The 4,790-nt window shown below is 47.0% G+C and carries 4 protein-coding genes and 3 pseudogenes; 1 reads left to right on the forward strand and 6 read right to left on the reverse strand.

The window, feature by feature from the left end; genetic code table 11:
• Window positions 1–246, forward strand: a pseudogene (locus DK872_RS27105) (methyl-accepting chemotaxis protein); the annotation flags it as partial.
• A 59-nt stretch (window positions 247–305) separates the two neighbouring features.
• On the opposite strand, the pseudogene DK872_RS27780 reads toward DK872_RS27105, so the two are convergent.
• From DK872_RS27780 to DK872_RS27135, 6 genes and pseudogenes are all read right to left on the reverse strand, one after another.
• Window positions 306–572: pseudogene (locus tag DK872_RS27780) on the reverse strand (hypothetical protein); the annotation flags it as partial.
• A gap of 144 nt (window positions 573–716) precedes the next feature.
• Entirely contained in the window at window positions 717–1,172 is a 456-nt protein-coding gene (locus tag DK872_RS27110) for a GNAT family N-acetyltransferase (protein WP_072000418.1), read from the reverse strand.
• 567 nt (window positions 1,173–1,739) lie between these two features.
• Entirely contained in the window at window positions 1,740–2,087 is a 348-nt protein-coding gene (locus tag DK872_RS27120) for a hypothetical protein (protein WP_154066845.1), read from the reverse strand.
• A 212-nt stretch (window positions 2,088–2,299) separates the two neighbouring features.
• Window positions 2,300–2,578: a hypothetical protein gene (locus tag DK872_RS27125; RefSeq protein ID WP_156036600.1), complete on the reverse strand. Its 279-nt coding sequence runs from the start codon at window positions 2,576–2,578 to the stop codon at window positions 2,300–2,302.
• Between the two features lie 70 nt (window positions 2,579–2,648).
• On the reverse strand, window positions 2,649–2,918 hold the full coding sequence (locus DK872_RS27130) for a hypothetical protein (RefSeq protein ID WP_161519123.1): 270 nt from the start codon (window positions 2,916–2,918) through the stop codon (window positions 2,649–2,651).
• A 628-nt stretch (window positions 2,919–3,546) separates the two neighbouring features.
• Window positions 3,547–4,688, reverse strand: a pseudogene (locus DK872_RS27135) (IS3 family transposase); the annotation flags it as partial.
• Between the last annotated feature and the right edge of the window lie 102 nt (window positions 4,689–4,790).

Here is a 4,790-nt window from a genome sequence, read left to right on the forward strand (position 1 = left end):
GCCGGAAATAATATCGACGAGATGATTGAAGCCGTGCAGCGTGTTTCGGACATTATGTCGGAAATCTCCGTCGCGACTGATGAACAGAGCATCGGGATTAGCCAGGTCAACGAAGCCATCGTACAAATCGATTCTGTCACCCATCAGAATGCGCAACTGGTTCAGCAGGCGGTCATTGCCGCAAATGCGCTGGAAAAACAAACCCGGCGGCTCACGCAGACCGTGGCTTTCTTCACTACGGCTTGATAAAGGGGATCAAGAACTTTGCCTTGAACCGCGCAATGACAGTTTGTATTGCTGCGTTGCGCGGGATCATAACTTACAGGCTTGAGACGATAACCATACCGATCCGGTATGATAGCCCGATAGAATCCGAACAGATCAGAAACCAAATTCTCACCACTAAAGCCGCTGTCCGTACACCACGAGAATGATCGCAAGCTTTGCAGCCCTTCGAATCTGGATGCAGCATTCATCATCATCGCCAACATGATTCTGTTAATGTCTTCGGTGCTCCGGCCACGCTTAATTTCCCAGCGCGAGAACTTCGCGACACCAAGCCGCGATTTGAACTTGATGATGCCCCTGGCCTGCCAATACAGTCTGCCATGAGCGAGCAGTGGAATTAGCGCTTTACCCCACTTCACAACTTTGCCATCTTTCTTTGTCTCAATAATGTCCGGCAAAGTTGTGCAGTTCAATGCTGCTGCAAACCTTTATCTTGATAAAGTCATCACCGAATAACAAAGAACATCTCCACTGTCAGTCATCATTGACTCAAAAGAAATCGGTTTATACCCCCGTTGAATGTAGAAATGTATAGCAGGTAAAGATGCATCAAGTGTTATTGAGTTATTTTTTTTCAGTATGATCTTTTCCAGAAAATCTATCAGATATCGCCCATATCCTTGTCGTTGGTACCGAGGAAGAATAAATAGTCGGCCTATTTCGTTATTTTTTACACTTCCTGTACCGACGATAATTTCTCCCTCACTGATAAGATACAGCTCTTTGTTATTAATGGCATTTCTAACTTTATCTTTTGAATGGTATGAAAGAAAAAAATTCACCACGCCCAGTGGATAGTACCTTGGGTAAATAGTGCTAATGGTTGTTTCGATAATGGATGAAACACTATCACAATCTTTTTCTTCTGCATGTTTGATTTTCAATGATTAGCCCTCTCATCGACAGGAGAAACTCCAGTATTACCACCTTATTAACACGTAATTTTTGATCCATATGCGCATGAGCGCGGCCTCTATTGATTAACACGCCGTAGTGTTAGAAAAACATGTTTTGTAGTGATGTGATGGATGCCTTTTCCTGAAACAGGCAGTGCCATACTTTTACTGTCTGCGTTTGCAACGGGAGTAAATCACATGAGCATGATCAGGGTTGTTGGTATTGATATCGCCAAATCTGTTTTTCAGGTATGCGTCTGGATGGTCGATGGCTCCGTCGCATGGAACAAAAAATCTCTCTCTCCAAATTGCTGGATACTATCCGACAGTTCGAACCCGGAACGTTTGTTGCAATGTTCTGAGGTGAACATATCACCTCTGCTCAGGTGGCCAAATTCAGTGTGCCACTACAGAAGATATAAAGTTGATAGCAGAGGAATTTGAAGTGGTCGAGGTGCTGTAAGATGAGAGAAAAAGGCCAGCGTTTTATCAGCTGCCATTAATAATAATGTCCGCTTCCGGTAATTGCTGTCAGTAAGAAAAGAAAACCCCGGTTTAATCCGGGGCATGATATGTCACAACAACCCGATAAAAGTTATCCGTTTCCTCCATCCCCGCCATCGCCGCCATCTCCTCCGTTGCCTCCATCGCTTCCTCCATTGCCCCCACTTCCTCCATTACCACCATCACCACCGTTGCCGCCGTTTCCACCGTTGCCGCCGTTGCCACCGTTGCTGGAACCATCCCCATTTCCACCATTGCCGCCGTCCCCCCCATTTGCACCATCCCCTCCCTGTCCACCGGGACCGCCATTTCCGCCAGGGCCACCATCGACTCCGGGGCCACCATCGCCCCCACGACCGCCGTTTTCTCCGGGGCCTCCAGCCCCCCCGGCTCCTCCATTTTCTCCAGGGCCTCCGTTTGTTCCGGGAGTACCATCAACCAGAACAATCCCATGTAAAGGGTGCTCCATTGCTGACCATTTAATCAAAGTATTAGCATGGGCGAATGATGTTAAAGATAAATACATAAGAGCGGGAAATGCACAGACGATTTTTAGACGCATGAGCTGTACCTTGTCTTAAATAAATATTCTCTGCCTGAGGAAGCAGGTATTAATTGTCACATGGGGCGGCAGCCCCTCCTTTACCGGCAGCGCCACCTTTTCCGCCTTTTCCTCCATGCCCGTTGTTGCCATCTTTACCTGGCTGTCCATCTTTACCTGGCTGACCGCATTTTACTGTCACGGCTTGAGGGGAAATGTCCTGAGCTGTTGATTGCGCAGTTGTGGCTGAATAAATATCCGTATTTTCCTGAGTTGTAGCATGTGCTGTACTCAACAGGAAAAGTTCAGAGCTAACTAATAATACGCCTACTTTAAAGTTAGTTTTCATAAGAAAATATCCTGATCAGGTTATATCAAAATAAACTGCCAGGCCGGATCATCTGGCAGGCAAGGTGCTTTCAGTTATTAGTCACCACCATCACCACCATCACCGCCGCCGTCACCATTATCGCTCCCGCTTCCACCGCTGCTTCCATTCCCGTTTCCGTCATTGTTTCCGTTACTACTGCCGTCATTACTGCCGTTTCCATTTCCATCGTGATTGCCGTCGTTGCTGCCGTTTCCATTTCCATCGTGATTGCCGTCGTTGCTGCCGTTTCCGTCGTTCCCACCGTTGCCGCCGTTTCCACCGTTTCCACCGTTCCCGCCTTCCCCTCCGGCTCCGCCATTGCCACCATTACCTGCAAGAATAATCAGGTGATCAACAGAAGGCATATTCATGTGGTGAAGAGGTTCTGATGCACGAGTTAAACCTGTAAAAGCTATCAATAAAAACGCTGCAACTCTGCTTACCTTCATAATTAAAACCTCATATAAAAGTTGTTTTATTTTTGAAAGAAAGTATGCGGATTAGTACCGCAATGAAAATATAACCAGGAAATAGTGAATTTGTTTTTTACAATGTAATTTCTTGTTTCCTTTTTTTTAAAAACCAAACATATGGCATAATTATGAATATTTTATTAAATCCACTTTCATTTACTTCTCGTTTATTCAAAAAGATAAATACCATTATTTTAATTATCAGAATTTATGTTCACTTGATTTTATTTATTAGAGTTTTCTTTGCAAAAAAAACACATAAAAATGAAAGAAAAGAGAGCTGATGCGATGATGTAAGAATGATTTTTTCAGCTTAATTATCGGACATGGACAGTCAGATAAATCCGAAGCCACAGAATAGTAAGGTGTGATTCGGTAAACTTTTAGTGAATTGCGAAGGGCGTTCGGTCTTATGGACGTTTTGCCGAACGCCGGGTGAGCAATGCTCCGTGAATCGCCACGGATAATCCAGGCACTTCTGAGCCGCTGATAATATTGATTTTCATATTCCGTCGGTGGCATCTGACCACTCGAACCATGCCGACGCTTACTGTTATAAAACATTTCGATGTAATCAAAAATATCGCTGCGGGCTTCTTCCCGCGTTCCATAGATCTTTTTCTTTATCCGTTCACGCTTCAGCAACTGGAAAAAGCTTTCTGCAACCGCATTATCGTGGCAGTTACCGCGACGGCTCATGCTGCCCTCCAGGCCGTGTGATTTCAGGAACGACTGCCACTCATGGCTTGTGTACTGACTGCCCTGATCAGAGTGAACCAGCACCTGTTTTTGGGGATTACGCCGCCATACAGCCATCAGCAATGCGTTCAGGACAATGTCCTTTGTCATCCGGGATTGCATTGACCAGCCGATAATTTTGCGTGAGAACAGATCAACAACCACGGCAGGATACAGCCAGTCTTCGTGGGTCCTGATGTAGGTGATGTCCGTTACCCAACGCTCATCCGGAGCATCCGGATTGAACTGTCGCTGGAGCCTGTTGGGCGACACGATACTGGCCTCGCCTTTACGTGCTCGCGGGCTCCGGTATCCGACCTGAGCCTTTATCCCGGCACGTTTCATCAGTCGCCAGACTCTGTTGACTCCGCACTGTTGCCCGGTATCCCGCAGATCCAGATGGATCTTGCGATAACCATAGACGCATCCCGACTCCAGCCAGAACTGTTTAATCTGTCCTGTCAGTCTCAGGTCTGCCTGATGGCGTTGTGAATGCGGCTGCTGAAGCCAGGCGTAAAAGCCACCGGGATGAACATCCAGCACCCGATAGAGCAGGCGAACAGGCCAGCAACAGGTGTTGTCACGGATAAAGGCGTACCTCAGTCGGACAGCTTTGCGAAGTACGCCGCGGCTTTTTTTAATATGTCCCGTTCGTCGGTAACCCGCTTCAGCTCTTTCTGGAGACGGCGGATCTCAGCCTGAGCATCTGACTGTTCTTTATTAGTGGAAGAATCCGGACCGTACTTCTTTATCCAGGCGTAAAGGCTGTGGGTGGTGATATCGAGACGTGTTGCAACGCTGGAAACAGAATAACCACGATCAACAACCTGTTTGACTGCTTCAATTTTAAACTCTTCGGGATAACGCTTACCGCTCATGGCACCTCTCTTTAAGCCATCTTAATGGACTGACCCCACGCCCGTAGACAAATTCTGTCCTCACGATTGGGCCTGTTCGAAGGCCTCCGGACTGACGCCGCC

It is taken from the genome of Kosakonia sp. MH5 (genome assembly GCF_009935945.1).
GTDB classification, from domain to species: Bacteria; Pseudomonadota; Gammaproteobacteria; order Enterobacterales; family Enterobacteriaceae; genus Kosakonia; species Kosakonia radicincitans.

What these genes read in the sequence shown, in the direction of transcription:
- DK872_RS27120 (WP_154066845.1), bottom strand. Translation starts at nt 2,087, where the DNA reads ATGGAGGAGCCGGGGGGGCTGGAGGCCCCGGAGAAAACGGCGGTCGTG.
- DK872_RS27125 (WP_156036600.1), bottom strand. Translation starts at nt 2,578, where the DNA reads ATGAAAACTAACTTTAAAGTAGGCGTATTATTAGTTAGCTCTGAACTT.
- DK872_RS27130 (WP_161519123.1), bottom strand. Translation starts at nt 2,918, where the DNA reads ATGGCGGAGCCGGAGGGGAAGGCGGGAACGGTGGAAACGGTGGAAACG.